Genomic DNA, 22,404 nt, shown 5'->3' with positions numbered 1-22,404 from the left:
TGGCTCGGGTCGCAGGTCGATTAGATTCTGCACGATAAATAAAACCTTATGCTACTTTCCATGCACGTTCTTGCAATGGCTCTAGGAGTTGATTGGATTATGTGTTATTTTTATAACATGGATGGAAATTCTCGGCACCAGGTAATCAAGCGACTGCAGGCGGGACTCCCCCGCGGGGCGCCGTTCGACCTTGCCACCCTGAGCCAGTTCGGGGTGTCGCCCCAGCTCGCCGCCCACTATGCCGACGGCGGGTGGCTCGTGCGCCTGGCCCATGGCGTCTATGCCTTCCCGAACGATGAGTTCGGGGTCTACGGTGCGCTGAAGTTCCTGCAACAGCGCGTGCCCGGCCTGCACGTCGGCGGCAAGAGCGCCCTGGCCCTGCAGGGGGTGCGGCACAACCTGGGCAGCCGGGAGGCGCTGGTGCTGTGGGGCGACGGTCGTTTCGCGTTGCCGGCCTGGTTCACTTCGCGCTTTCCGGCCCGCTACGTCCACGCCCGCCTGTTCGACTGGCCGGACACGGCGCTGGCCAGCAAGACCCTGACCACGCCGCCTGGCCTGCCCGAGGATCTGCGGGTGGCAGCCCCCGAGCGTGCCGTTCTGGAGCTGCTGTACGAAGCCGGCGTCAAGCAGAGCCTCGAAGAGGCCCGCAACCTCTTCGATGGACTGCGTTCCCCCCGCAAGGACTTGCTCGGACAACTGCTGTCCTGCTGCGCCAGCGTGAAGGCCGTGCGCCTGTTCCTGACCTGGGCGCGCGAGACCAGCCTCGTGGATGTCGACGCCCTGCTGGCGCAGTACCCGGTTCGCACCGGCAGCAACACGCGCTGGATGAGCCGGCTCGACGACGGCACCTTGCTGAGCCTGAGACCTCATGGATAAGACCTACGCGGACACCGTTCGCCTGCTGCTGGCCGTCGCGCCCGACGTGTTCGCCAACGACATCTTCGCCATGAAGGGCGGCACGGCCATCAACCTCTTCGTGCGGGACATGCCGCGTCTGTCGGTGGACATCGACGTGGTGTACCTCCCGTGGCAGACGCCGCGCGACGAAGCGCTGCAAGCCATCAACCAGGAGCTGGCCGCCATCGCCACGCGCGTTGCGCCACTGGGCGTGCAGACACGCCTGGTTCGCGCCAAGGACCTGGGAGACACCAAGCTGATCGTCGAGAACGACGCCAGCCAGGTGAAGATCGAGGTCAACGTCGTGTTCCGAGGCAGCGTGCTGCCCGTCGAGCGGCGGCCGCTGAGTGCCAAGACCAGCGATCTGTTCGGCGTCGAGTTCGAGCTGCCGGTTCAGGCACCGGACGAGCTGTACGCCAGCAAGCTGGTGGCCGCGCTGGATCGGCAGCACCCCCGCGACCTGTTCGACGTGTGGCAGCTCTACGAATCGGGCGACATCAGCGACGGCATGGTCGAGTGCTTCGTGATCTATCTGGCGGGCCACAACCGGCCGCCCCACGAAGTGCTGTTCGGCAACGACAAGGACATCGCCGGCGAGTACGAGCGGGCCTTTGTCGGCATGACCGAAGTGGACTGCTCCCTGGAGACACTGCTCGACGCTCGCGCCAGGATGCGGCGCGAGCTGCCACAGCGAACTGAGCACCGCGCACAAGCAGTTTCTGGGCGGGCTGGCGCGCGCAGAACCGGACTGGTCGCTGGTGCAGTGCCAGCACGCTGCGCAACTGCCGGCACTGCGCTGGAAGCTCGCCAATCTCGAAACCTTCCGCAAGCGCCGTCCCGACGACTTCGCAGCGCAATCCGCCGCCCTCGACACCGGCTTGGGCCAGAGCTGACGAACGTCCCGCAGCGCCCCACTTGCCGGGATTGCCCCATGCCGCATTCATCGTGGCACCCGCGCAGCTGCGGCCCTATACCCAAAGGCTTCCGTCAAAGGCCAAAGGGCTGGGAAGGGGCAAAGGAAGGGCGCCAAGGGGAAAGGCCCTATCCTGAAAAGGCCAAAAGGCGCCCCTGAGCAGCCCGTCATCCGGGGTTCGCCATGCTCTCGCTGTTCCAGCGCAAAAGGGTGCCACCCACCGCCGGCACGCCGCCCACCTCCGCCATCGAAACTCCGAAAGGGTCGATGCGGCCGGAGTCGGCCGCATCGCTGCTGGCCACGCCGCGCCGGCAGAAACTGCTGGAACACATCTGGCAGCGCACATCGCTCTCGCGCCGGCAGTTCGCCACGCTCTACCTCGCCCCACTGGAGCGCTACGCCGAGCTGGTCCAGCAGTTCCCGGCCTCCGAGAACCACCACCATGCCTATCCGGGCGGCATGCTGGACCACGGCCTGGAGATCGTCGCCTATGCGCTGAAATTGCGGCAGTCATACCTGCTGCCTGCGGGCGTCACGCCGGAGGCACAGGCGGCCCAGGCCGAAGCCTGGACCGCAGGCACGGCCTACGCGGCCCTGCTGCACGACATCGGCAAGATTGCCGTCGATCTGCACGTCGAGCATGCCGACGGCAGCGTCTGGCATCCCTGGCACGGCCCGCTGCGAAAGCCCTACCGCTTCCGTTACCGAAAGGAGCGTGAGTACCGCCTGCACAGCGCCGCCACCGGGCTGCTCTACGCGCGCCTTCTCGATCGGGACATCTTCGACTGGCTCTGCGGCTATCCCGACCTCTGGGCCGCACTGCTGTACGTGCTGGCCGGCCAGTACGAGCATGCCGGCACGCTCGGCGAACTGGTCGTGCAGGCCGACCAGGCATCGGTCGCCCAGGAACTCGGCGGCGATCCCAGCAAGGCGCTGGCGGCGCCCAAGCATGCGCTGCAACGCAAATTGCTCGACGGCTTGCGCTACCTGCTCAAGGAAGAATTCAAGTTGAACCAGGCCGGTCCGGCGGACGGTTGGCTGACCCAAGACGCTCTGTGGCTGGTGAGCAAGACCGTCTCCGACAAGCTGCGCGCCCATCTGCTGTCGCAGGGCATCGACGGCATCCCGGCGAGCAACACGGCGGTGTTCAACGTGCTGCAGGATCACGGCATCGTGCAACCGACGCCGGATGGCAAGGCGATCTGGAAGGCTACCGTCACCAGCGACGCCGGCTGGTCGCACGCCTTCACCTTCCTGAAACTCTCGCCGGCGATGATCTGGGATGCCGCCGACCGGCCGGCGCCGTTCGCAGGCCGTGTGCAGGTCGAAGAGGAACAAGCGGAGCCGACGCCGCAGGCGCCGGCGGTGCCCGATGGGCCGCGCGCGGAAGGCATCGAAGCTGCATCCGCGAGCACGACGCCGATCGCATCCGCAGCCATGGACACCGGCGTGGCCGCGCTGCTCGACCTGCTGGGCGACACCGCTCCACCCACGGCACCGGAGATCCCGAGTTCCCCTGTTGCCGAGCCCGAGTCGGCCCCTTCGACCGTGCCCCCGCCGCAGATGGGCCTCGCGCCTTCCCAGGATCGCGCGGAGCCCTCCGGGGCGCACTTCATGGCCTGGCTGCGTCAGAGCATCCAGACGCGCAAGCTCATCATCAACGACGCCAAGGCCCTGGTGCATACCGTCGCCGGTACGACCTATCTCGTCAGCCCCGGCGTGTTCCAGCGCTACGCGCAGGAGTACCTTCAAGTCGCCGCGCTGGCCAAGCAGGAGAAGCTGGAGGGGTGGCAGTGGGTACAGAAGCGCTTTGAGAAGCTGGGGCAGCACCGCAAGCAGCCGAGCGGGCTGAACATCTGGACCTGCGAAGTCACGGGGCCGCGCAAGTCGCGCCGGCTGCACGGCTATCTGCTCGCCAGCCCGGAGGCGCTGTTCCGGGAGACGCCGCCAGACAACCCATACCTGCGGCTCCTCAACGAGGCCGCAAAGCGCGAAGATTCAGCCCTTGGGGGCAAGGACAACGACGATCAGGGGTAGGCGTGCGACCGCTGTGCGGGCCGGCTTCAATCTGCGGATGGAGCCGACTCTGCCAGCTTGGCTTCGGTCAGAGTCATCAAGTGGGCGGAACTGCATTTCAGCGCACGGGCAATATTGAGGATGAGAGGGAGCGTGGGCACATGCTCGCCGCGCTCGATCTTGCCCATGTGCGACCGTTCGATGCCGGCCATGTGGGCCAGCGTTTCCTGAGCTATGCCCTGGTTGGTTCTTTCTTCCCGCACGGCAGCCCCAAACGCGATGGCTGGTTCCGCTTCGTAGGTAGTGGTGCCGGTGGGGCGGCCCCTTTGGATCGAACGCTTTGGCATTGCCAAGAGCGTCGAACACGGTCACGATTTAAACCACGTTAAACTTAACTCATCCAACGGCTTCGAGATCAGTTGCCACGAGTTCACCGCCTGGGGGAGCTGGACGTGGAATCGAGTGACATCACCGCCGAAATTCGCATGGCCGTCCTCGGCGAATGGGTGCCTCCCCAGCTCGCCGACGTGCTCGCCCTGCAGCGTGCCGAAGAGCCGGAGACTCATGCCGTCCTGGCCGGCTGGACAGATCCCGGTCGAGGCGCGGAGATGCCGGACGACGGCTTCGACTTCGCCTTGTCTGCGGTTGCCCGGCAGTGGCCTGGCTGGGTATGCGAACCGCTGTGGCATGACACGCTGGCGGTCGCCGTGGCCAAGCGCTCCCACCTGCTGGCCCACCGTGAAGTGCCGTGCGGGGAAGTGCTCAAGCAGCCCTTGATCTGCTCGCAGTCCACGGCCGATGAACCATGGCGCATGACCGTGCAGCGCGTGTTCGAGAACGCGCTGCAGGAGCGAGAGCAAGCGGTGGAGACATTCGATGTGGCGATGACGTTGGTTGCCGCCGGGTACGGGATCGCCATTGCGCCTGCCGCGAGACTGGCGAGCTACCTACGCCGAGGCATCGCCGTGCGGCCGCTGGCCGGCGCACCAACGATCGTGATGGCTTACCTGCTCCGCCGCGATGCTTCCTTGTCGGACACCCAGGCAAGATTCGCCCGCCGCGCGCGCTTGGTGTCCTGACAGACGCGCGGGGATCGCGGTTTCGCCACGATCCCGCATTCCTGCTGCTAGGCGACCCCGACTGTATGCGTCCGGCCAACCCACATTGAGTTTCGATAACCGGCCAGGGATGCTTGTGTCCACGGACTTTTGCACGGACACATGGACACTTCCGGGATGAGAGCGGCCTGGCGGCGGCACTCAGACGAGGCCAGGGCGCGGGCCAACGGACACGAGCCCTACGCGTACCTCAAGGACGTGCTTGAGCGGCTTCCCACCCACCCGGCAAGCCGCATCGACGAACTGCTGCCGCACCGCTGGCGCCAGACGACTTCAGTCTGACGCCTCAGCAGGCCTGGGCTGCACTAGGTGCACAACTGCACCGGTCGGATCGGCGACGGCGCACACACGACCAAACGCTGGTACGTCATGCGGAGCTACCAAGATCCTGCCACCCAAGGACTGGGCACGTCGAGCACATTCGTCGACATCGTCCACGGCAATGTACGAGTGCCAATAGGCGCCGGAACCAGGGGAGTCAGGCGTCGGGTTCATCATCCCTGCGACATCCCGGCCATTGCTCTGGAACAGCGTGTAGACGCCGAAGGACCCTGCATCTACCTCCCTTGAGGTCCAACCGAATAAGTCGCGAAAGAAGCTTCCGCTCGTCGGCTGATCGGGAGTGACCAACTCATGCCATATGAAGGGCGTCTCGTTCGGCATACGTGCTCCTTGGTCCCGCGGAATTCGTCCACAATACGATAGTTCAGGAGCGCCTCCTTGACGAACGGCAAACGCTCGTCGGGAAGGATGGTCAAGAAGGGTGGCCGAGGCATTTGAGGACGAGCGCCGACGAACCGGTCAAGATGACATGGCTGGACGCGTACCCCCGACTCGCGGCGGGGTCCATTCGCTTTCCTTCACGGCTGTGCTCACGGCCATGACGAGCTTGTCGAGATTGCTGGCCGTCACGCCCTCCAGCGCCGAACGCCCCCGCAGCGTCGAGCGCGGTTGCAGCAGTGCATGGTAGATCTGCCAAGGGTCCGCACCCCTGGTCAGCTTCAGGACGGACTGGATCAGCTCGTGCTTGAGTGGATCGAGGTGCCAGTCCGGCACGCGCTGGCCGCGGTTGCCCACGTTCAACGCCAGCAAGTTGCCCGCCTTGATCTCGTAGCTGATCCACCTGCGGGACTTGCCCGCCATCTTGGCAAACGCCGCGACGGGAAGGTTGTGCGGCGCTTCGAAGACATCGAACAGTTCCATCCTCTCGCGCTGAATGTCCGAAGGCGCCAGCGGCGCGGCCGATCGAGGGGGCGGAACCGCCGGCAGCCGATGTGCGGCGGCAGAAACCAACGGCATGGCGTCGCCCGGCTTCGTCACGAGCAGGATTGGCGAAGCGGCAACCGGCGTGGAGGGTACGCTTGCGGTTTGCTCATTCGGGAACGCGGGCACGCCTTCCAGATGCACGGTGAGCGGCATGCTGGCCGCCTCGACCTGGTTCTGCTCGAAGAGGTCGAGCCGATCGGCCCAGTCCTGCATCATGCGGCGACGCTGCTCCACGTACTCGGCATGGTTGTAGGTCGCGCTGACCTTGTTGGGATCGACGTGCGAGAGCTGTGCATCCACCCAGACCTTCGGGTAGCCGATCTCGTTGAGCGCGGTGGACATCGTGCCGCGAATCCCGTGTCCGGTCAGGCGTTCCTGATAGCCCATGCGCTTGAGCGCACCATTGAGCGTGTTCTCGCTGATGCGCTTCTTCAAGTCGCTGTCGTGCCGGAACAGGTGGCGCTGGGCCGGCTTGAACTCATCCAGCAGGTGCCGGACGATCTCCATGGCCTGAATCGACAGCGGCACGATGTAGGGCGGGATGTCCTTTGGCTGCTGCCGCTTCTTGCGCATATCCAACTGGAGTTGCTTCACGACGTCGGGCGGGATGATCCACAGCCCACGGTCCAGATCGAATTGATCCGGCGTCGCCTGTCGCAGCTCGCCGGTTCGCACGCCGGTCAGCAGCAATAGCCGCAGCCCGAGCTGGGTCTGCCGCCTGCCGCGATAGCTGCGCAGCCGCTGCAACAGCTTCGGCAGCTCGGCCATGCGCAGGAACGGGTTGTGGTTGACGGGTGGCAGCGGCAGCGCCACCACATCGAGATCGGCGGCGGGGTTCTGCTCCAGGCCCGGCACGATCACCAGCGCGTAGCGGAACAGTTGGTTGAACCACGTTCTGACTTTCTCGGCGACGGAGAGCGCCTTGCGCTTCTCGATCTTGGCGATCACCTCCAACAGGTCGGGACGCTTGATCTCATAGACCGACCGCTTGCCCAAGGCGGGCAGCACATCCTTGTCGAAGATGCGCGGAAGTATCGAGAGGGTCGTCTGCCGGCCTTCCTTGAGGCTGAGCCCGCGATGCTTGAGCCACTTGCGATACACCGCATCGAAGGTGTTCTCGTCGGCGAGCCGGACAGCGGTGCGCTTCTGCTTGCGGTGAACGCGAGGATTGGTGCCTTTGGCTAGCAGGGCGCGCGCTTCGTCGCGCAGGCTGCGGGCCTCGCGAAGCGTCACCTCCGGGTAGGTGCCGAGCGACATCCGCTTCTGCTTGCCCGCCCAGTAGTAGCGGAAGTGCCAAGTCCTGCCCCCTGCAGCCGTGACGGCCAGGGAGAGGCCATCCAAGTCAGGGAGGGTGTATGCCTTGCCAGTTGCCTTGGCCTGTCGAACGGCCAGGTCTGAGAGTGCCATGCTCTTGCTCCTGAACATGAGTCAGGAACCAGATGCTGGTCACGTCGACCTCGCCCCTCCATCAACAATCCGGAATCAGCCGCGCCCGCAAAAATGGACTTGTTTGTGGACTTAAAAGTCCCGGCTGTAGGCGGATCGCAGTGGACTGCGGCAGAACGTCAAAGAGAGGAAAAGTCCTTGTGTGGCAACGACTTGCAGACTCTCTTGGACTTCTGCGGAAGTCCGCAGAATGATGCAGTGGAGCGGGTTTCCGGAAACGCACCTGTACGACTGCATGGCGCCGACTGGCCGGCAGGCGAGTATCGAACTGTGAGACAACGCATAGACGCACGCGCCAAATTTGCCTAAACTTGGACCAAGATGGCTTAGAAAGGATTCCTACATGCTCCCCTCTTCCCGTACGGTCACCGCTTCCATGGCCGCCGTCCGTCTGCTCGGGGGTGAGGCTGTCCTTCACGCCATGCCACGCGTCCCGATGGAATGGATTCCGCTTCTGCGCCAGGGTTTGCCATCAGCCTCGATCGACGAAGCGATTCGGCTGACACGAATTACTCAGACGGATCTTGCGCGCGCCCTCAACATCCCAGAGCGCACCCTGGTGCGTCGCAAGCGCGAAGGCACGCTCTCGCCCGAGGAGTCGGCCAAGCTCGTCCGGTTTGCCCGGGTCGTGGAACGCGCTGAGATGGTGTTCGAGGATGCGGAAGACGCACTGAGCTGGATCCAAAGCCCCAACGCCTCGCTCGGCGGGGTGACGCCTCTGTCCCTTTTGGACACGGAGATTGGCGCTGACAGCGTGCTCGACACGCTCGGCCGCATCGAGCACGGCGTCTTCGCTTAATGCGGATCGTTTGGCGGATCACCACCGCACGGTTCGCGGCATCCGCCTTCAGCGGGGAAGGTGCGCGACTGTACGGTGGCCGCTGGAATCCGAAGGGCTGGCCGATGATTTACAGCGCCGAGTCGCAATCCTTGGCTTTGCTCGAACTGATGGTCCAGGACGATCCACTACGAGCGAACTACGTGCTGATCCCTGCGCAGTTGCCGGCCGATCTGCCCGAAACACGAGTTGATACCGAGACACTGCCCGCGGAATGGCGAACGATTGGCGCGCGCAGCGCGCTTCAGGAGATCGGCCGCACCTGGATCGACAGTGGCGATACGGCGGTGCTGAGTGTGCCAAGCGCCGTGGTGCCGGCTGAACGCAACTACCTCCTCAACCCAAGGCATCCAGACTTCACCCGCATCCAGATCGGCGCCCCGCTCTCGCTCGAGGTCGACACACGGCTGCTGCGCAACCTGGCTTAAAGAGGTGATCCACATGATGACGGCCCCCTCCCCTTGCCTCCCGGAAGTCTTCAAGTCGCTCGAGATCTCGCTGCTTGCAGCTCCCGCAGCAACGCCTGTCGTCGGCACCGGACAGCGTACGCCCATCATCCGCGCCAGCAACGATCGCGAGGCGGCCGCCCGCTTCCTGCGCGAATTCCAGGACTCGCCCCACACGCACCGGGCCTACAAGCGCGAAACCCTGCGCCTGCTCATGTGGTGTGAGGCCATCGCACGGAAGTCCTTCTCCGACCTGGTGCGTGAGGATGTCGATGACTACTTCGCCTTCCTGTCCGCTCCGCCCGCCGACTGGATCAGCCCCGGCCGGCACGAAGTTGGCTCGCCCGAGTGGCGCCCCTTCCGCGGGCCGCTCAAGGGCAGCTCGTTGCGCTACGTGAAGCTCGTCTGCGATTCGCTCTTCTCCTATCTAGTCGAGGCGCACTACCTTGCGGCGAACCCGTTCTCCCTGGCAAGGAAGCGGACACGGGAAGTCGCAACCGACGAACCGATTGCACCGCCCACCGCGCGTCGTCACCAGCTGCCCGACGACGCCCTGCAGCTCGCCTACGAGTGGATCAACGGGCTCCCCGACAAGACGCCCAGCCAGCGATGCCGGAAGATGCGCTTTCGCGCCACGCTCTCGCTTTTCCTGTTCACCGGTGGTCGCCTGAGCGAGATTGCCAGCGCCAACACACAGAACCTCGCGCACGAGAAGGGAAGATGGACCCTCTGGGTCATCGGCAAGGGCGGAAAGAAGGCAGGCCTGCCGCTCCCCCCTACCCTGGTTCGGGATCTCACCGAGTACCGGCTCGCCAACGGGCTACCTGCCTATCCGACGATGGGCGAGCGAAACCCCCTGCTCTCCAAGCTGCTGCAACCGTCCGAGGGCATCTCGGACAACATGGTCTATCGCGAAGTGAAGGCGATCCTGAAAGGCGCGGGCGAGATCGCGCATGAGCGCGGGCGGGATGACCTCGAGCACCTGCTCAAGCACTCCTCGACCCACTGGCTGCGCCACACCACCATCGGCGCGACGGTTGAGGCGACACAGGATCTGCAGCTGGCCCAGCAACTCGGCCGGCACAGTTCCGTGACCACGACCTCCATCTACTCGACCCTGGCCGACGAACAGTTCCACGACAAGGTCAGCGAGACGCTGGAAGGCGTCTTCGGTTCACTCTGAGGACGAGCTTTACTCGTCCTCGTCCTCATCATCACCCACTACGGCGTCGACGCCGGCGGCTGCGACGTCGACGGTCGTCTCGACGGCAGTTGCAGTGACGCTCACCGCTGTCGACGCCACGGTAACCGCTGCGTCCGCGACAGCTACGACCGCACAACCATTGAGGTGAAAGACAAGCAGGATCCAAGCAATATGCCTCATACGACATGCTCTTTGAGGGCAGGCAGGCTTTGTATGATCCGGACGCTCTCCAAGCTCACCCGCACGATCCGCTTCAGCAGGTCGACGATGTACCGCGGATCCTCCGACCACTGGTTCGGATCGTTCTTGATGCCAGAAGCCTTGTCGACCGTGACCTGGTAACGCTCCATGATCCACTCGATCGCCGACTTGCCGTTGACCACGTACTCGTAGGCCTCAAGCGGAATGTCACGCAGAACCAGGTGCGGGTTGTAGACGATGACGCTCTTGTCGGGCTTGCCGTCCTTCTTCCCGAAGGTCATCTTCGTCACCACGTAGTCGTCCGGTTCCATTATGAGGCGCTTCGCCTCCTCGGTCAGCGGAAAGGGGACGACCGACTCGTAGTTCACATGCCAGTCGCCCAGCTTGCGGCCGGCGGCTGAGAATGCGTTGAAGTCCTCGGCGAAGGGAATGCGCGGGAGCATCTTCTTGAGATCGGCCGCGAAGCGCTGTTTGTACTCGGGCGAGTGCAGGATCCCGTAGACGTACCAGAAGATGTCTTCTTTGGTGATCGTGGCGACTTCGTAGTGCTTGTGGAAGGCCTCCAAGGCCCAATCTGTTATCGCGTCACGGCGGACATAGCCATCAGCGTCAGGAGCCCCGGCGGAAGCGAACATCTCGCCCTGGGGCTCAGCATCGTCCTCAAGCTTCTCGTACCAGTAGAGGGGAAAGCACTGGCCGGTGTCCGTCAGATGCATGTTCGGAACATGGTCAGTGACGAGAACTGAATAGCCTTTGCGGTCAGCAACGCCTGTACTTGAGATCACGACATTACGATGCCGTGGGGTAGGGAAAAGTTTTGGAACTTGATAAACACGCTCGTTAAGTCGGCGGTTGAAGTACAGCCACTGCTTGTTGAATGGCCTGTACATACTCACTACTGGCGAACTCACGTCGTAGTCGAGTCGCTTCTGGCGCTTAGCGTCTTCTTTTAGGTTGTGCGTCCAACTGATCTTCGTCTGATCAGCCTCGACGACACTCTCAAACTCAGGACGCTGCTCTTTCTGCTTCCCTGCACATAATTCCGCATACCGCTTGAGGTCGGTGTTATAGATTCGAAGCATCCTCTGGACGTTGTCGGTGAGGGCGTCAAAACTGGAGTTGTAGACCCATGAGTCTCGATTCGTGACGACTCCCAGCGAGTAAAAATCGAATAGAACACTTGTTCCAAGACCATCCTTTTCGCCAATCAGCATGAAGCGCTCAAACGCTGGATCACGCTGGCTGGCCCAGTCCCCTTGAGCGTTCGGGGCGATCTTCTGCCAAGGTACCTCATCCAAGGAACCGAAGCTCTCGATGATGTCCAGTTTCTCCTGCTGGCTCAGGTAGTCGCCGATGTCGTGATAGTGCAATTCGCCACGGCCAATGTGGGTCGGATCCTTCACCAGGATAGTGATGGCAACCGGTGTCCTGAGCATGGTCACTGCTGCTGATGGCTTTTGCCGGCGGGATGATCAAGCAGCGTGATGGCGGAGGGGGGATCCCCCTCAGGGAACTTGAACAAACGAACCCCTCGGGGGAGTCTCTGGTTACCAAGCCAAGAGACCGTTCAAGTGTGCCATGTTGACCCGCAGCATTCGCAGTTTTTCCTGTTTCTGATTCGCCTCGATGAAGAACTCGCTGCCCAGGCGCAGGGTGCAGGGTGCCCATGCGGCGGCGTGCTCCATCGTGCCAACTATCCCCGCAAGCCCCGTGGTTGCCCGAACGCCGCTTTACGCGACGCGTTCTCGTCCCGGCTGAGCTTTTGCTGCAGCCGTTGCCGCCGACGCACGACCTCGATGTCGGTGCGCTTTCTGGGCCGGCGCGTGTATCTGGGCTTGGTGGTGGTGCTGTGTTCTGCCCGGCATGCCGGGCAGAACACAGCGGCGGCGAGGCTGTGCGAGGCGCTCGCGGTGCCGCTGCGCACCCTGCAGCGCTGGCGACGGTGGTGGCGTGAGGACTTCATGCAGACGCCGCTGTGGCAGGCGATGTGCGCCCGCTTCATGCCACCGGTGTCGGCCCAGGGGCTGCCGGGCGAGCTGCTCGCACGCTTTGCCGGCGAGACCACCGAGGCGCTGCAGCGGCTGCTGCGCTTTCTGGCGCCGCTCACGGTGCGCGCGGTCACGCTGCCCGAGGGCCGCTGAGTTCCCGCAGAGGATGCAGATCGCCACCGACGCCGAGGCTTCGTAGCCTGCACTCCCAGTGGCGCCACCACCCCGGTGCGCCCGAACCGGGAGTCCTCTTGAACACACCGACCGATCCCCCGCAACGCGATCGCTGGGCGCGGCTGCGCTTCTCGATCATCGGCCCCTTGCTGGCCGCACCGCCCGCGCCGGGCGAGGCGCACGGCGCACTGGCCACGCTCGCCGCCCGCACCTGGCGTCATCCCATCAGCGCACTGGACGTACGCTTCGGACTGTCGACGATCGAGCGCTGGTACTACGCCGCACGCAGCGCCGCCGACCCGATCGCCGTCCTGCGCGACCGACCACGCCCCCGGGGCCGCTTCGCGAGCCTGGCACCGGGCGTCATCGACGCCCTGGTGCAGCAGTACCGCGAACACCCGGGCTGGACCGCGCAACTGCACGTGGACAATCTGCGCGTCGCGCTCGCCGGCACCGGGCTGAGCGTGCCGTCCTATCCGACGGTACGCCGCTACCTCAAGGCCCAGGGGATGTTCCGCCAGGCGGCGCCCAAGCGCACGAGCGCGGGCGCGGTGCTCGCGCGCGACCGGCTCGAGCAGCGCGAGGTGCGCAGCTTCGAGCTCGATCATGTCTCGGCGCTGTGGCACCTGGACTTCCACCACGGTGCGCGTCGTGTGCTCACCCGCACCGGCACCTGGGAGAAGCCCTTCCTGCTGGGCATCCTGGACGATCGCTCGCGCCTGGTCTGCCACCTGCAGTGGTACCTGGACGAGAGCGCGCAGAGCCTGGTCCATGGCCTGTCGCAGGCCTTCATGAAGCGCGGACTGCCGCGTGCGCTGATGACCGACAACGGCGCGGCCATGCTCGCCGACGAGACGGTGTCGGGCCTGAACCGGCTGGGGGTGCTGCACCAGACGACGCTGCCGTACTCGCCCTACCAGAACGCCAAGCAGGAGTCGTTCTGGGGGCGCATCGAGGGGCGGCTGATGCCCATGCTCGAGGGCGAGCCCGCACTCACGCTGGAACTGCTCAACCAGGCGACCCAGGCCTGGGTCGAGCAGGAGTATCACCGCACGCTGCACAGCGAGATCGGCACCACGCCGCTCGCGCGCTATCTGGCCGGCCCCAACGTGCGCCGCGATTGCCCCGCCCCCACGGTGCTCGCCGACGCGTTCCGCATCGAGGTGCCACGGCGCCAGCGGCGCGCCGACGGCACCGTGACCCTGCACGGGCAGCGCTTCGAGATCCCGTCGCGCTACCACGCGCTGGCCGTGGTGCACCTGCGCTACGCGCGCTGGGACCTGACCCGGGTCGATCTCGTCGATCCGCACACCGGCGCCGTCCTGTGCCCGATCACCCCGCTCGACAAGTCCGCCAACGCCGAGCGCACGCGCCGGCCGCGCGCACCGAGCGTGGTCGATCTGTCGCCGCTGCCGCCCTCGGGCGTCGCGCCGCTGCTCACCCAGTTGCTCGCCGACTACGCCGCCACCGGCTTGCCGCCGGCCTATCTGCCTGCGCCGCTCCCCGTTGCCGACAAGGACCTCGCATGAACACCAAATTGCTGGCCCTCTACGGGCTCAAGTGGCACCCCTTCACGACCGAGGTGCCCACCGAGGCGATCCATGTGCCCGCGCGCCTCGAGCACTTCTGCTGGCGCATCGAGCAGGGGTTGATCGGCGAGGGCGGCTTCGCGATGATCCACGGCGATCCGGGCACGGGCAAAAGCGTGGCGCTGCGTCTGCTGGCCGAGCGCCTGGCGCGCCTGCCCGATCTCACCGTCGGCGCGATCACCCATCCGCAGAGCAACCTCGCGGACTTCTATCGCGAGATGGGTGATCTATTTGGCGTGCCACTGCGTCCGCACAACCGCTGGGGCGGCTTCAAGGCCTTGCGCGAGGCGTGGTTCGCCCATCTGGAATCGACCCGGCGCCGCCCGGTGCTGCTCATCGACGAGGCCCAGGAGATGAGCCCGGCGGTGCTCTCGGAGCTGCGCCTGATGGCGAGCGCGAAGTTCGATTCGCAGTCGCTCCTGTGCGTGGTGCTCGCCGGCGACGCGCGCCTGCCCGAGAAGCTGCGCCGCGAGGAGCTCATCCCGCTCGGTTTGCGCATCCGTACCCGGCTCGCCACCGAGGCGGCCAGTCGCGAGGAGCTGTTCGCCTGCCTGCAGCATCTGGTGAGCACAGCGGGCAATGCCAGCCTGATGAGCACCGCCCTCATGCACACCCTGTGCGATCACGCCGTCGGCAACTACCGCATCCTCACCACGATGGCCGCCGAGCTGCTCGCCGTGGCCGCCCACCGCGACCTGCCTCAGCTCGACGAGAAGCTCTACCTCGACGTCTTTGCCCCGCCCGAGACCGTCGTCCCGCGCCGCGCCTCGGCCCGGCGCTGACCGCCCACAGGAGTCCCATCATGCACAACCACCCCCAGAGCGCACCGCTGTCGTGGCCGGAACTGCCCGATGAGGCGGCCGTGGCCCTTCAGGGCGTGCTCCACGACTTCATCATGCTGTTCGAATCCCACTACCTCGGCCATATCGAGCGCTACTACCGCGAGCGGTCGCGCGAACCCCTCATCGAACCCGACTTCATCCAGCCCGATCTGTTCCGCTCGGCCTACCCCGACGATCCACCGTTCTGAGCCGTCCTCAAGCACAAACGCCGCCCCTCAGCATCACAGGGCGGCGTTTCCATTCGGCGGTGCGCTTCTGCACACCATCGCGCTACGTGATCATCGGAGCATCAAATCGGCTGACCACACTCAGTGTCCTCGATCCCGAACCGAAAATCTTGCCGCCTTCACGACGAGACTCTTCCCCAGCAGTGCGCTGATCTCCTCGTAAATTGAAAACATACAGGTGGCTGAAATCCTCGGTTAGGCACTTGCGTAACCCATCCATGTTATTGGCATTAATAAAGGAGCCATTGGTCACGAAGGCTACGATGCCACGCTCAACGATACGATCTGATGCCCAACGAATCGCACGGATGTAGGAGTCATACAGATTCTTGACCAGCTTTGCTGAGGAACTCGCTGCGTAAGACGAGCGGATTGCTGAATCGAGCGTCGGATAGGCCAGGTTCTTGTTGTTGTCACTTTCGCTATCCTGCTGCGCCGAATAAGGCGGATTCCCGACGATCACCCGGATCGGCTGCGCCAGCTGCCGCTCGGCACGAGCGTTGTTCTCCGGCAGCACGACCTTGTCGACGAGGTCGTTCTCCTCGGTCATCTGGAAGGTGTCGACCAGAATCATGCCGTCGAAGGGACGGTAGTCGCCGGTCACCCCGTGGTAGGCGGTTTCGATATTGATCGTGGCGATGTAATAGGCCAGCAGGACGATCTCATTGGCGTGCAGTTCATGGTCGAACTTGTGCGGCAGGTGCTCAGGATCAATTAGACCGGACTGGATAAGCCGCACCAGGAACGTCCCAGTACCAGCGAAGGGGTCAAGGATCTGGACACCGGAACTGGCGAGCGACTCCCCAAAATGCTTGCGCAGCGCAACATCTGCGCTCCTCAGGATAAAGTCGACGACCTGGATCGGGGTGTAGACGATGCCCAATCGCTCGGCCATTCTCGGAAAAGCGTTGTGGAAGAAGGTGTCGTAGAGGTTGCGGATGATGTCCTGCTTGGACTTGTCGCTTTTGGCGAGACTGACGCGCTCACGGACGTTCTCATAGAACTTGTCGAGGCCTTCGGTCTCGGACGTTATCGCCGATTCACCAAGGCGGTCTACGATGCGCTGTAGCGCCTTGCCGACCGCGTTGTGCTCCGGGAAGTTGGTGGCCGCGAAAAGCGCCTGGAACACCGGCAGGGTTAGGACATGCTGGGCGAGCATCTCCACCGCTTCACCCCGCGTCACCGCCGGATTTAGCGTGTCCTGCAGCCCTTTCAGGAAAACGTCGAACTCAGCGGCGAGCGCCGCATCGCGCGCCAGCAAATCTTCGATGCGGGCGATCAGGCGCTCGGCAACCTGGCCGATGCTCTTGGCCCACTCGCTCCAGTATTCGCGATCGCCGAGCTTCTTCGGGATCGCCGCATAGACGGCCTCGTTGATCGCATCGATCGGCAGATCCGGGAAGTCGAGCGGAAGCATCTCGCTCTCGCCGCTGCGATCCTCTCCCGACTTTCCGCCCCCACCGTCGAGGACAGTAATGCGGCGCCGGAACTCGGCCTCGTCGACCAGGCTCTCATCGTGCGCCCGCAGCGCCTTGATGACCTTCCAGATGCCTTTGAACTGCGGGTCACTGTCGATGTAGGCGTTGTAGTCCTTCACCTTCTCCGAGGGCATGCACACCGGCAAGATGATGTAGCCGTACTTCTTGCGGCCGGTGCGGTCCTTTCGCATGACGCGGCCGACCGACTGGACGATATCGACGATCGACTCGCGGGTGTCGAAGAAGACCACCGCATCGAGAGTCGGGACGTCGATCCCCTCGGACAGGCAACGCGCATTCGAGAGGATGCGGCAGTCGCCCGCCTCGAGGTCTGCCTTGAGCCAGTCGAGGGCGCGTTTGCGCGTGAGCGCGTTCATCGTACCGTCGACGTGGTCGAGGTCGCAGCGCACCATGCCGGTCGGCTCGGCTTCGTCGTGGGCCTGCTGATAGACGGCGACCAGGTCCTTGAAGATGTCCGTCGTCTGCTTCGAGAGCTTGATCGACTTGGAGAAGGCCACTGCCCGGCGCATCGGCTCGACGTCTTCGGTGAGCGCCTCTTCCTGGCCGTCCTCGCCGACCGCCACCAGGCCCCGCTTGGAGAGCCCCTTCCAGCTCCCGATGATCTTGGTCGCAAAGTTGATGTCGATCGCCTTCTTCTCGTCCAGGCGGTAGGCGTTGTTGAAGTTGTTGGCGAGCTTGGCCATCTCGTTTTCACGGACGGCGACGATCAGCACCTTGTACTCGGAAAGCAGATCGAGCTCGACGGCCTTGCCAAAGCCGAGCCGGTAGAACGCTGGACCGAAGGTCTCCTCGTCATCCATCGAGAAGAGCACCGCATCGGAGTTGTTCGCTTTGGTCTTCGATGCCTCGGCGTAGATCCGCGGCGTAGCCGTCATGTACAGCCGCTTGGCGCCGACGATGTTCTCGTTGTGATGGACCTTCACAAACTCCGACGGGCTCTCGCCTGGCAGCGTCAGGCCGGTCGTTCGGTGGGCCTCGTCACAGATGATCAGATCGAACTCGCCCAACCCCTGACGCTGGGCGTCAGCCACCACCTGGATGGATTGGTAGGTGGAGAACACCACCGTGCGCCGATCGGGCGAAAGCACGCTCGCCGCCTGGGCAACTTTGCGGGCATCTGTAGTCGCGGGATACGCTAGATCATGTGTGCTGATGTCCTCCTCGTCCTTGCCGACTTTCGTGTCCGAGCACACGACAAAGGCGTGGAACGGCTCGATCGCCTCCGACGACCACTCCCGAAGCGTCTGGCCGACTAGCGAGATCGAGGGCGCCAGGAACAGCACTCGGCCCGTTGCCGGCGTCGCCTGCTCCATCAGCCGTAGCGAGGTGAAGGTTTTCCCGGTACCGCAGGCCATGATCAGCTTGCCGCGATCGACCTCCTGAAGGCCCTCAAGGATCTTGGCCACCGCCTCTTCCTGGTGGGGCATGAGCGTCTTCTTCTCGCGCAGCCGAATGTCCTGAATGCGCTCGAGGCTGAACTGACTCCAGTCGATCGGGCTATCGGCCAAATCCTTGAACCACAGGCGCGAGACAGGAATGGCCTGATTCTCGAGCGCCTTCTCGGCGTTGCTGCTCCACTTGTCGGTCGTGGAAACGATCACCCGGTGCGCAAATGATCGTTCGCCCTGGTTGGTCGAGAAGCGCTTGCCCGAGGCTGTGAAGAAAGAGTCGATATCGGCCTTCTGCAGGGCGTAGTCCGGATCGTAGAACTTGCACTGGATCGCCCAGTAATCGCCTGTTCCACGCTCACGGGCGACCAGATCGATGCCTACATCCATGCCGCTACGGTCCGGCCACTCCGACCACAGCCAGACCTCGGCGAGTCGGTCAGCGTACTGCGGGTCAACCAGCAGATAATTGGCTATGAGTCGCTCGAACTTGTCGCCCATCTCGCGGTTGGACCGTGCCGCTTCCCGAAACTCGGAGAGGATGTCATTCAGGGTTGTCATTCTTTTTCAGCTTTGTGTTGGTAGCGAAATACTTATCGCATACCGTCCTGTGGACGACGACATAACTAGAACTGCAAGGGGATACCGCTCTAAGGATATCAGCACATCAGCCATTACCTGTCCTGCCCTAGGGCGATAGCCAGGCTCTGAGAGACTTTTGCTCGTGCTTCACAAGAAAATGGGGGCACCGCGGTGCCCCCATTCATTGTCACACTGCAATCTTACCGTGTGCCCGTCTTGAGCTTGATGACGCCGCGGGCATCATCGTGAGCATCCTGCTCAAGCTGCTGCTTCGTCGGGGACTGAATCGTTTCGATCGAACCCGAGATGCTGGCCCCGTCATAGACGACGAACTTGCCGCAGCGGATCTTGCCGACGACGACGGCGCTGGGCGCCAGAACAAGCGTGCCTTGGACTTCGATATCGCCCTCCACCTCGCCAAGAATGAAGGCACGAGGACCGACGAGCGAGCCTTCGACGCGTGCGCCCTTCGAGAGGATGCACAGCCCGTCCTCGGTGCCGAAGGTCACGTTGCCGGCAATCACGCCGTCGATCTTCAGTCCGTCCGAGAACGAAAGATTCCCTTCGAGGCGCGACTTTGCGCTGATCACCGAACTGATCTTCTCCTCGATGGGATTGATGCTGATCCGCTTGGGAGCATTGTCCTGACGGATCATCGAGAAGTTGGTGCGCTGGTTGCGTTGAGCAAGCTGCATGGTCGACTCCATTCGTCTCTCCGGATCAGGGCTTCACGCGGATGACGCTGCGATCCGTGATGACTGTCATCGCCACAGGATCGATGCGCTCGATGCGTTCACCCGAGGGCAAAAGGTCATGCACGCGATACGCGGCATCCCGGCCACCGGTGCTCACCACCAGTTGGCCGTCAGTGAATGCACGCAAACCGATCTGGGATGCGGTCACGACCATCACGTCACGTACCGTCTCGGGCTCTTTGCTCGACGGCTCTGCAGACTTGGTGCGTTGAGCGGTCTCGGTCTTTCGGGGCGCCGGCGCCGAGGCCTTCTTCGGCTCAGCAGGCGGGACCTTCTTGGTTTCGACGGCAGGCTTCACCGCTGCCGGCTCAGCCGCCTTCGCCACCTTGGCAATGGGCGCAACAGGGGCTGGCGCAGGTTGTGAGCTGACCGGCGCCGGCGTAGCGACCGGTGCTGGAGCGGGTGCGAGTGCGGGCGTGGGAACTGCAGCTTGAACCGGGGCTACGACCGGAACATCGGTCACGGCTTGAGATGCAGGCTGGGGCTGTTGGACCTGCTGAACAGGCGCTGGGGCAATCGCCTCGGCGGTGGCCGGCTCGCCTCCTGCTGCAGCGGCCAGAAGTTCGGCTTCAGCGGCGGTCTCAGCGATGACTGGCGCGGGCTGGGGCGCTGCGGGCGCGGCTTCGGCAACGGCTGTTTGCTGCGAAGCCGAGTCGGGCATGACTGCCGCCGGCGCCGGGGCGACCGGAAGCTGATCAGCCACAACAGCTTGCTGCGGAGCCGCCGCTTCAGGCGTGGCGAAGGGGTTGCCCGCCGTGGTCGGGCCGGCTTCAACACCCGAGAGGGCTGCGAGATCCAGCTTCTGGTTGTTCCCTTCGAGAAGCGCATGGACTTGCGGGAACTGCAGCGCGGCAGCACCGCCGATCACCACCCCTGCGATCGACAAAGCGAGAATGAGTTTCTTGCGGCTTTTCTTCGGGGGCACCTGCTCGACGAACTCGGTGTCGATGACGTCCTGGGGTTCCAGATCCAGTTCGATATTGGGCGCACTCCCTCCACCCATGTTGTTCATGATGATGGAGTCGTTAAAGCTGTCTCGCGACATACATTCCTCTTAGGTTTCGAGTCCAGGTTCTCCGCGGCACAGGGTGCACAGCACCAGTTGCGGACCACAACCCAGCCTCTCACGAGTCATTTCGATTGCAAGGCCTGGGCATGGCGCCTGCTGCTAACTCGAGGAAGTGTATGTCGGCGAAAGAAGCAGCATCCCTTCACAAAACAGCCAAAATCCGGGGTTTTACGAGGGAACAAACGTCGCCCCGCACCACGTCGTGGTTCCATCGTTGGCAATGCTGTTCTCCCTTATCTATGGTCAGAGTGGTATGAGGGGAGGATGCCGCCATGTTCAGTGAAATCCGCGCTGGCCTAGTTCTGGCATGTTTCTTTGCTGTCTCGGGAGTGGCCTCTGCTTGTCCATCAGGCCAGTCAAGAGGAGCGTTCGGGTGGTGCTACCCGAACGTAGGCGGCGAGGTGGGAAAGACATGGGAGAAGGGGAAGAAGGAAGCCAGCAACTTCGAGAAGGACATTCGGGCCTGGATCGAGACGGGCAAGTGCGGGGGCGACTTATGCGACGCGGTCGATGCATCACTGAAGTTCGGAAAGCATCAGGTTGACGATTTCGGGGTCAGCCTCGACAAAGCTGCCGAGCGCCTCAAGGAAGGTAAGCCTCTTGATGCGCTTTGGCACTTGCACACCGATTACGTTGTCAACACGCAGGAGAACGCCGCCGAGGCCGCACAAAGAAGCGCCGTTCTTAGAGCGACAGGCCAAATCGCGGCAACCGTCTACGGCGGGTACCAAGGCGCAGCAGCCTACACCGCTTGGCTGACCTACCATGCGACTGGAAGCTTCAATGAGGCGATGCGTGCCGGAATAATCTCCGGCGCATCAGCCGCTGCTCTGGACACCATATCCTCCATGGATTTTGAAGGGGTCCGCCGCGTCGCTGCCGAGTCAATAATGACAAGCGCAGTAAATGGGATTGCGGTCGCCGCCTCGGGCGGAGACGAACAAGCGGTTCGTGAAGCTGTCGCGTTGGCGATGACGACCGTCGTGCTCCGCGAAGGCTATCGAAGGCTTACCAACCTGGATCTCGACAAGCAACGGCTGAAGTCCTCTACGGGGCCAGCCTATTGCCTCGCCGAAGTACCGACCACAGAGTATCTCAACGGCGGCCCTGGTCCATCGTGTTTGGCGCCCCCCTCAGCGTATGCGAGGCGTGCTGACGGCTCAGTGGAGTTTGAAGGCAATGGCCCCAAGGTGAATTTCAAGCTTCTGGACCCCGATCGTCCGCATGTTGGTACATGGGGCACAGCGGAGATCTCCCCCCTCAACATCTCTGCCGAGAACTCTGCGTTCATGACCGGGGTGTCTCGGTTACCGGGGTGGAATGCGATGTCTGTAGTACACGATGAACTTAGCATCCAGATGAAATTTGATCTGCTCCCTGGTGGCATCATTCCCACGGTGGCGACAATACCTCCCGCAATGGTTGCGACTTACATCGGATCAGGGAACAGCATTCATGACTCGATCCGTGACACCTTTGCCAAGCGTGCTCAGGAGAGAGAGGCCGCCTCAAACTCAAACGGCACGGGAAAGGCGCCTCCCGCCCGAATCGACGAAGCGTCGACACGAATGTTGCCGCTCTTGGCTGCCGGGCCAACCGAGAGGATGCACCTCATCTGCGGCTTCGAAGGGGATGCCCCTGGCACGCTGCGGAGTCGCACCGACGTGCTTGTAGTCGTTGCAGCCGACGGGGCACCACTTGCGGAGGACGGTCGCATCTGCGACGTGCAACAGAAAACCGGTGATCACTTGTATGCACTCGGACATGCACACCACCAGATCAACTACTGCCACGGTGTTGCGGAGCGGATTGCACTCAACAGACAGCGCCGGGGCGGAGTCTGCTTCGCCAGTACGGGCATGCTTGTGACCTCGAAGCAACCAGCGGCCCAGTTGCAAGCAAATGCTCGGTAAGTACGCCTCTGGCGACCCGAATGGGACTGCTGC

The 22,404-nt window shown here is 63.5% G+C and carries 20 protein-coding genes and 2 pseudogenes; 13 read left to right on the top strand and 9 right to left on the bottom strand.

What is annotated here, in order from left to right; translation table 11 throughout:
* Positions 1–117 precede the first annotated feature (117 nt).
* From C664_RS05705 to mobH, 3 genes and pseudogenes are all read left to right on the top strand, one after another.
* Positions 118–876 (top strand): type IV toxin-antitoxin system AbiEi family antitoxin domain-containing protein, encoded by a 759-nt coding sequence (locus C664_RS05705; RefSeq protein WP_004254863.1) that lies wholly within the window; start codon positions 118–120, stop codon positions 874–876.
* Positions 869–1,790: pseudogene (locus C664_RS05700) on the top strand (nucleotidyl transferase AbiEii/AbiGii toxin family protein). Before C664_RS05705 ends, C664_RS05700 begins: the two are co-directional and overlap by 8 nt.
* Positions 1,791–1,993: 203 nt before the next feature.
* Complete coding sequence (gene mobH / locus C664_RS05695) at positions 1,994–3,847, top strand: MobH family relaxase (RefSeq protein ID WP_038011036.1); 1,854 nt, start codon at positions 1,994–1,996, stop codon at positions 3,845–3,847.
* 26 nt (positions 3,848–3,873) lie between these two features.
* Here the strand turns inward: mobH and C664_RS05690 are convergent, their stop codons facing one another.
* The gene (locus C664_RS05690) at positions 3,874–4,173 is read right to left on the bottom strand and encodes a helix-turn-helix domain-containing protein (RefSeq protein ID WP_004254851.1); all 300 of its coding nucleotides are present in this window, start codon (positions 4,171–4,173) and stop codon (positions 3,874–3,876) included.
* Between the two features lie 105 nt (positions 4,174–4,278).
* On the opposite strand from C664_RS05690, the gene C664_RS05685 reads away from it, so the two are divergent.
* Together C664_RS05685 and C664_RS05680 are read left to right on the top strand one after the other, a co-directional pair.
* Entirely contained in the window at positions 4,279–4,905 is a 627-nt protein-coding gene (locus C664_RS05685) for a substrate-binding domain-containing protein (protein WP_004254848.1), read from the top strand.
* Positions 4,906–5,100: 195 nt separating this feature from the next.
* Positions 5,101–5,226: pseudogene (locus tag C664_RS05680) on the top strand (transposase domain-containing protein); the annotation flags it as partial.
* Here C664_RS05680 and C664_RS21240 read toward each other — a convergent pair.
* Complete coding sequence (locus C664_RS21240; protein WP_004254842.1) at positions 5,218–5,607, bottom strand: VOC family protein; 390 nt, start codon at positions 5,605–5,607, stop codon at positions 5,218–5,220. The pseudogene C664_RS05680 and the gene C664_RS21240 overlap by 9 nt on opposite strands.
* 138 nt (positions 5,608–5,745) lie before the next feature.
* Positions 5,746–7,617, bottom strand: coding sequence for a tyrosine-type recombinase/integrase (locus tag C664_RS05670; protein WP_038011035.1), 1,872 nt, complete (start codon positions 7,615–7,617; stop codon positions 5,746–5,748).
* Between the two features lie 382 nt (positions 7,618–7,999).
* Between C664_RS05670 and parS the strand changes: the two genes are divergently transcribed.
* The 3 genes from parS to C664_RS05655 are packed head-to-tail and all read left to right on the top strand — an operon-like array spanning position 8,000 to position 10,123.
* Positions 8,000–8,455 (top strand): type II RES/Xre toxin-antitoxin system antitoxin, encoded by a 456-nt coding sequence (parS, locus tag C664_RS05665; RefSeq protein ID WP_004254833.1) that lies wholly within the window; start codon positions 8,000–8,002, stop codon positions 8,453–8,455.
* Entirely contained in the window at positions 8,455–8,922 is a 468-nt protein-coding gene (locus C664_RS05660) for an RES family NAD+ phosphorylase (protein WP_004254831.1), read from the top strand. The genes parS and C664_RS05660 overlap by 1 nt, the downstream gene beginning before the upstream one ends.
* Positions 8,923–8,935: 13 nt before the next feature.
* Entirely contained in the window at positions 8,936–10,123 is a 1,188-nt protein-coding gene (locus tag C664_RS05655; RefSeq protein ID WP_004254830.1) for a tyrosine-type recombinase/integrase, read from the top strand.
* A gap of 9 nt (positions 10,124–10,132) precedes the next feature.
* On the opposite strand, the gene C664_RS05650 is transcribed toward C664_RS05655, so the two are convergent.
* The 3 genes from C664_RS05650 to C664_RS20605 form a co-directional block, all read right to left on the bottom strand.
* Positions 10,133–10,324, bottom strand: a complete 192-nt coding sequence (locus C664_RS05650; protein ID WP_004254828.1) for a hypothetical protein — start codon at positions 10,322–10,324, stop codon at positions 10,133–10,135.
* Positions 10,321–11,781, bottom strand: a complete 1,461-nt coding sequence (locus C664_RS05645) for a type ISP restriction/modification enzyme (RefSeq protein WP_004254826.1) — start codon at positions 11,779–11,781, stop codon at positions 10,321–10,323. Before C664_RS05645 ends, C664_RS05650 begins: the two co-directional genes overlap by 4 nt.
* Before the next feature lie 111 nt (positions 11,782–11,892).
* The gene (locus C664_RS20605; protein ID WP_157353991.1) at positions 11,893–12,030 is read right to left on the bottom strand and encodes a hypothetical protein; all 138 of its coding nucleotides are present in this window, start codon (positions 12,028–12,030) and stop codon (positions 11,893–11,895) included.
* 111 nt (positions 12,031–12,141) lie between these two features.
* On the opposite strand from C664_RS20605, the gene C664_RS20240 reads away from it, so the two are divergent.
* From C664_RS20240 to C664_RS05625, 4 genes are all read left to right on the top strand, one after another.
* A complete protein-coding gene (locus tag C664_RS20240; protein ID WP_004254825.1) occupies positions 12,142–12,486 on the top strand; it encodes a hypothetical protein in 345 nt (114 codons plus the stop codon).
* Positions 12,487–12,584: 98 nt separating this feature from the next.
* Positions 12,585–14,036, top strand: coding sequence for a DDE-type integrase/transposase/recombinase (locus C664_RS05635; protein ID WP_004254822.1), 1,452 nt, complete (start codon positions 12,585–12,587; stop codon positions 14,034–14,036).
* Entirely contained in the window at positions 14,033–14,878 is an 846-nt protein-coding gene (locus tag C664_RS05630; protein WP_004254820.1) for an ExeA family protein, read from the top strand. The genes C664_RS05635 and C664_RS05630 overlap by 4 nt, the downstream gene beginning before the upstream one ends.
* A 20-nt stretch (positions 14,879–14,898) precedes the next feature.
* Positions 14,899–15,126 carry a hypothetical protein gene (locus tag C664_RS05625; RefSeq protein ID WP_004254813.1) on the top strand — a complete coding sequence of 76 codons (228 nt, stop codon included), beginning with the start codon at positions 14,899–14,901 and terminating at the stop codon, positions 15,124–15,126.
* Between the two features lie 82 nt (positions 15,127–15,208).
* On the opposite strand, the gene C664_RS05620 is transcribed toward C664_RS05625, so the two are convergent.
* The 3 genes from C664_RS05620 to C664_RS05610 form a co-directional block, all read right to left on the bottom strand.
* Complete coding sequence (locus C664_RS05620) at positions 15,209–18,613, bottom strand: restriction endonuclease (RefSeq protein ID WP_004254809.1); 3,405 nt, start codon at positions 18,611–18,613, stop codon at positions 15,209–15,211.
* A gap of 221 nt (positions 18,614–18,834) precedes the next feature.
* Entirely contained in the window at positions 18,835–19,341 is a 507-nt protein-coding gene (locus C664_RS05615; protein WP_004254805.1) for a bactofilin family protein, read from the bottom strand.
* A gap of 13 nt (positions 19,342–19,354) precedes the next feature.
* Positions 19,355–20,434 (bottom strand): hypothetical protein, encoded by a 1,080-nt coding sequence (locus C664_RS05610; protein ID WP_004254801.1) that lies wholly within the window; start codon positions 20,432–20,434, stop codon positions 19,355–19,357.
* A gap of 296 nt (positions 20,435–20,730) precedes the next feature.
* Between C664_RS05610 and C664_RS05605 the strand changes: the two genes are divergently transcribed.
* Positions 20,731–22,371 carry a hypothetical protein gene (locus tag C664_RS05605; protein ID WP_157353989.1) on the top strand — a complete coding sequence of 547 codons (1,641 nt, stop codon included), beginning with the start codon at positions 20,731–20,733 and terminating at the stop codon, positions 22,369–22,371.
* Positions 22,372–22,404: the final 33 nt, after the last annotated feature.

This window comes from Thauera sp. 63, assembly GCF_000310165.2.
Lineage (GTDB): Bacteria > Pseudomonadota > Gammaproteobacteria > Burkholderiales > Rhodocyclaceae > Thauera > Thauera humireducens.
This window is presented reverse-complemented; position numbering and strand designations above follow the sequence as displayed.

Coding starts and splice junctions, on each gene's coding strand:
- C664_RS05705 (WP_004254863.1), top strand. CDS start 118: ATGGATGGAAATTCTCGGCACCAGGTAATCAAGCGACTGCAGGCGGGA.
- mobH (WP_038011036.1), top strand. CDS start 1,994: ATGCTCTCGCTGTTCCAGCGCAAAAGGGTGCCACCCACCGCCGGCACG.
- C664_RS05690 (WP_004254851.1), bottom strand. CDS start 4,173: ATGCCAAAGCGTTCGATCCAAAGGGGCCGCCCCACCGGCACCACTACC.
- C664_RS21240 (WP_004254842.1), bottom strand. CDS start 5,607: ATGCCGAACGAGACGCCCTTCATATGGCATGAGTTGGTCACTCCCGAT.
- C664_RS05670 (WP_038011035.1), bottom strand. CDS start 7,617: ATGGCACTCTCAGACCTGGCCGTTCGACAGGCCAAGGCAACTGGCAAG.
- parS (WP_004254833.1), top strand. CDS start 8,000: ATGCTCCCCTCTTCCCGTACGGTCACCGCTTCCATGGCCGCCGTCCGT.
- C664_RS05660 (WP_004254831.1), top strand. CDS start 8,455: ATGCGGATCGTTTGGCGGATCACCACCGCACGGTTCGCGGCATCCGCC.
- C664_RS05655 (WP_004254830.1), top strand. CDS start 8,936: ATGATGACGGCCCCCTCCCCTTGCCTCCCGGAAGTCTTCAAGTCGCTC.
- C664_RS05650 (WP_004254828.1), bottom strand. CDS start 10,324: ATGAGGCATATTGCTTGGATCCTGCTTGTCTTTCACCTCAATGGTTGT.
- C664_RS05645 (WP_004254826.1), bottom strand. CDS start 11,781: ATGCTCAGGACACCGGTTGCCATCACTATCCTGGTGAAGGATCCGACC.
- C664_RS20605 (WP_157353991.1), bottom strand. CDS start 12,030: ATGGAGCACGCCGCCGCATGGGCACCCTGCACCCTGCGCCTGGGCAGC.
- C664_RS20240 (WP_004254825.1), top strand. CDS start 12,142: ATGTCGGTGCGCTTTCTGGGCCGGCGCGTGTATCTGGGCTTGGTGGTG.
- C664_RS05630 (WP_004254820.1), top strand. CDS start 14,033: ATGAACACCAAATTGCTGGCCCTCTACGGGCTCAAGTGGCACCCCTTC.
- C664_RS05625 (WP_004254813.1), top strand. CDS start 14,899: ATGCACAACCACCCCCAGAGCGCACCGCTGTCGTGGCCGGAACTGCCC.
- C664_RS05620 (WP_004254809.1), bottom strand. CDS start 18,613: ATGACAACCCTGAATGACATCCTCTCCGAGTTTCGGGAAGCGGCACGG.
- C664_RS05615 (WP_004254805.1), bottom strand. CDS start 19,341: ATGGAGTCGACCATGCAGCTTGCTCAACGCAACCAGCGCACCAACTTC.
- C664_RS05610 (WP_004254801.1), bottom strand. CDS start 20,434: ATGTCGCGAGACAGCTTTAACGACTCCATCATCATGAACAACATGGGT.
- C664_RS05605 (WP_157353989.1), top strand. CDS start 20,731: ATGTTCAGTGAAATCCGCGCTGGCCTAGTTCTGGCATGTTTCTTTGCT.